The following is a 4008-nucleotide window of genomic DNA, read 5'->3' as shown; positions in this document are numbered from 1 at the left end:
TCGCTTACGCTGTGCTTATCTTAACGGGGAATTTTCCTTAAGTATTTCTGCTTAGTTCTCAACTGGGATGCTCCCGAATTGTCTCCATTGTCGGCAATTGATTGAACCCGATCGCAAAGATGCGGAACTGAACTTTTTGTTTATTTGCTAGTACAGCTTCTACCGTTTTTCTGCTGCGGACAATTCCTGAGATAACATCAAAAAGAGTTCCAGGGATGTACAACTCACCGTCTATAAAAGATAGATTATTAGTCGATCGGATACTTTCGCATATTTCCTCAATCTCAGTCATTCCTGAATATCGAGTCAAGCCCGATCGACTTCTCAATCCACTGCTCATATTTTCATATAAGCAGCGAACCCCATCTAGTTTAGGGCTGCTAAACCATTCAGCAACACCATAGTTTTTCGTTGGGCTGTAAGTATTTGCTAATTGTGGCAACATCATTCAAACTTTCTCCTTAAACGAATCGACCCAAAGCAGGGGTTCGTAAATTCCCTGTAGCACTTAGCCCCATATAAACGATTTGGACTTGTTTTCCCATATAGGAATCTCTATTCATCCAGAGATCCTGTTCCTCTTCATCGTTTAAGCCGTAAACACGAGTAATTTTATTGACTCCATTCACGATGCCTTCAACCGACATATAACTGACAAAATTCACCACAGGATTTTGAGTAAATCCAACAACAGTAAAGATTCCGCTTGTTATGCCCTTCACTTTCAAATAGTTATCCGATCGCACTTCTGAATAAATCGAGTCAGGATTTCTTAGAAATATTTCATCAGAAATACCAGAATTCACTATTTTCGTATATTCATCAAGAACTCCGAGCGGTGTACTGCGAATCAATTCTTGAGGTATATAACTTACCATTCCTGTTGCAGGGATGTTTTGTCGCATCAGAGCAATCATCTGATTACCTGTCATGTTAGGGTTTGTTGTTTCAACAACAGCAGAAACTCTAAACTGAACAGCAAACTTTTCAGCAAGGTCATAATTGGTTCGATCGCGCACTAACACCGTAAGTTCATCAAGTGTTTTGCCGGGAATGAATAGCTCACCATCAAGAAACGACAGATTATTAGCATCACAGATGCTTTGACAAGCTAACTCAAGGCGATCGAGTCCAACAAATCGCGTGGTCAAAGTATGGCTTCTTAGTCCCTTGATATCGCCAAATCTTTGATAAATACACCGAATTCCGTTAAATTTAGGACTGCTAAACCAAAACCCTGTAGGATACTCCTTTGTTGGGTTGTAAGTGTTTGCTATTTGTGGAAGCATTTAATTCTTGTGATAATTGAATAGTTTTAGCTTCATAGCCCTGCTTTATTAAAAACAGAGCTCTGAAATTGCATAACTCAAAAGGCAGAAGTCACAGATTAGTTAACTGCCATTATGAAATTGCTGACACATCGCACAGTTTCACTTACGATTTTGTCAAACATCAACGCTAATTCTCGGTTATTTGGTTGATACCTCATTAAGCCCCATTGTCCAGTAGCAGCAATTGTTAAGTCAGATTTGAAAATCATTGCTGTGGAATGGAACCAGGTGTTAAAGATTGTGTTCGGCATATTTGCACAAATTAACAACCATGAACTGTTTGTAAAATTCATCATCACGTCCACATTGAGTCGAACCAATTTCCCGCAGGTCTGGTAAGTTACGCTGCCTGTGACTCCCGATGATAAGGGAAGTGCAACTGGGGTTGACCAAACAATTCCTGCTGGCCCGGCTGCTCCTGTAGCTCCTGTATCTCCTTTCGGGCCGATCGGACCAACAGGGCCGGCAACACCTTGAATTCCTTGCGCTCCGATCGGACCAGTCGCTCCAGTTGTGCCAGTCGCTCCAGTTGCGCCGGGAATGCCTTGAACGCCAGTATCACCTTTGATTCCTTGAGAGCCTTGCGCTCCAGTTGCACCAATATCACCTTTAGGGCCGATCGGTCCTACCGGCCCAGCAATACCGGGATTTCCTTGCGCTCCAGTTGCTCCAGTCGCGCCAGTTGCGCCAGTTGCGCCAGTATCACCTTTAAGACCAGTCGGCCCTTGCGCTCCAACGGCACCAGTTGCACCTTGAATTCCGGTTGCGCCAGTTGAACCAGTAGGCCCGATCGCTCCAGTATCACCTTTAGCTCCAGGAACTCCTTGGATACCTTGGTCGCCTTGTTTAGCTCCCAAAGTCCAAGCAGCCGACGGCGGTGCAGAATTTATGCTTGGTGCGTTCGCAATATAGCTGTTGCCGTTGTGGGCGACAGAATCAAACATGACGTAGCTCGTCGTCGCGTTCCAGTTTCCGCGCCAAATCAAACCGGGTCGCCCTTGAATCCCTTGAATCCCTTGAGCACCTTGCGCTCCGGTTGCACCAGCGGGCCCCATTTGACCAGCCGGCCCGATATTACCCGGTATGCCCTGAATTCCTTGCTCTCCGCGATCGCCTTTAGGGCCGGGAACGCCTTGAATACCTTGCGCTCCGATTTCACCAGGAATTCCTTGATCACCGCGATCACCTTTTTGACCTGCGGGACCGGTTAAGCCGATCGGGCCAGTTGCGCCAGTTGCGCCGACATCGCCAGCAATTCCTTTATCACCACGATCACCTTTAGAACCTTGCGGGCCGGTCAAACCGATCGGGCCGATCGCGCCCATTTCGCCTGGAATTCCTTGGTCGCCACGATCACCTTTAGAACCTTGCGGGCCGGTCAAACCGATCGAACCAGTTGCGCCAATGTCACCGGGAATGCCTTGATCACCGCGATCGCCTTTAGAACCCTGTGGGCCGGTTAAACCGATCGGACCAACAGGGCCGATGTCGCCAGCAATTCCTTGATCACCTCGATCGCCTTTGGAACCTTGTGGGCCGGTCAAACCTTGATCGCCAGTTGCGCCGACCGTGCCGGGAATGCCTTGATCGCCACGATCACCTTTTATGCCGGGAACGCCTTGCGGGCCGGTTAAGCCTGCGGGGCCCGTTGCGCCAATTTCACCGGGAATGCCTTGGTCGCCACGATCGCCTTTTACTCCGGGACTGCCTTGTGGGCCGGTTAAACCTGGATTTCCTTGAGAGCCAGTAGCGCCAACTAGACCTTGATCACCGCGATCGCCTTTCTCACCGGGAACGCCTTGCATCCCTGGATTACCGATATCGCCTTTGTCACCTTTGGGGCCGGCAATCCCAGGCACACCCTGTAAACCTTCAGCACCCGGAGCGCCGGGAGTTCCGGGTAAGCCACGTTCGCCCGGTTCACCTTGAATGCCTGGATTTCCTTGAGGCCCTGGACTACCAGCCGGGCCGGTCAAACCTTGAATGCCTTGAATTCCTTGACTGCCTGGTTCCCCTTTTTCACCAGCAACACCGGGAGAACCTGCTACACCATCTGCACCGGGATTACCTTGATCACCTTTGGGCCCGATCGGCCCCATCGCACCTTGAGCACCTGTTGCACCGGGAATTCCTTGATCGCCTTTCTGACCTACAGCTCCAGTTTCACCAGCCGGCCCGATCGCACCAGGTGTACCGGGTTCACCGGGAGTGCCGGGATTTCCTGGATCACCTTTAATACCCTGCGGGCCGATAGCACCAGCCGGGCCGGTAGCACCGGGTGTACCTGCTGCACCGGGCATACCATCCGCACCAGTCGCGCCGGGATTTCCCTGAATTCCCTGAATCCCTTGAGCGCCAGGATTACCAGTTGCACCAGTCGCGCCTGTTGCGCCGGGAGTTCCAGGCTGACCAACATCACCGCGATCGCCTTTTTCGCCGGGAATGCCTTGAGGCCCGATCGGGCCAGCCGGGCCGGTTAAGCCGATCGGACCTTGAGGCCCAACGATTGCCGGCTCTGGAGGAATAAGAGAAACCTCACGAGAAGCGGTAGCAACAACACTCGTGCCAACCATCAAATCAGCGCGTAGAGTTCCATTTTGGGGGAGCATCCCATTAAGGAAGTAAGTATTTATACTTAGTTTAGAAACAGGTAAAATGTTAAAAAATCACACCTCAA

The 4008-nt window shown here is 50.1% G+C and carries 3 protein-coding genes; all 3 read right to left on the bottom strand.

Annotation, left to right across the window (positions count from 1 at the left end; translation table 11 throughout):
• Positions 1-58: 58 nt before the first annotated feature.
• Complete coding sequence (locus QUA58_RS30895) at positions 59-448, bottom strand: hypothetical protein (RefSeq protein WP_333397949.1); 390 nt, start codon at positions 446-448, stop codon at positions 59-61.
• 13 nt (positions 449-461) lie between these two features.
• Complete coding sequence (locus QUA58_RS30890) at positions 462-1289, bottom strand: hypothetical protein (RefSeq protein ID WP_333397948.1); 828 nt, start codon at positions 1287-1289, stop codon at positions 462-464.
• Between the two features lie 98 nt (positions 1290-1387).
• Positions 1388-3940, bottom strand: a complete 2553-nt coding sequence (locus tag QUA58_RS30885) for a hypothetical protein (RefSeq protein WP_333397946.1) — start codon at positions 3938-3940, stop codon at positions 1388-1390.
• Positions 3941-4008 lie beyond the last annotated feature (68 nt).

Source organism: Microcoleus sp. N9_A1 (assembly GCF_036701795.1).
GTDB lineage: Bacteria > Cyanobacteriota > Cyanobacteriia > Cyanobacteriales > Microcoleaceae > Microcoleus.
This window is presented reverse-complemented; position numbering and strand designations above follow the sequence as displayed.

Bases quoted from the DNA above. Each gene is read 5' to 3' on its own strand.
- QUA58_RS30895 (WP_333397949.1), bottom strand. From the start codon at position 448: ATGATGTTGCCACAATTAGCAAATACTTACAGCCCAACGAAAAACTAT.
- QUA58_RS30890 (WP_333397948.1), bottom strand. From the start codon at position 1,289: ATGCTTCCACAAATAGCAAACACTTACAACCCAACAAAGGAGTATCCT.
- QUA58_RS30885 (WP_333397946.1), bottom strand. From the start codon at position 3,940: ATGCTCCCCCAAAATGGAACTCTACGCGCTGATTTGATGGTTGGCACG.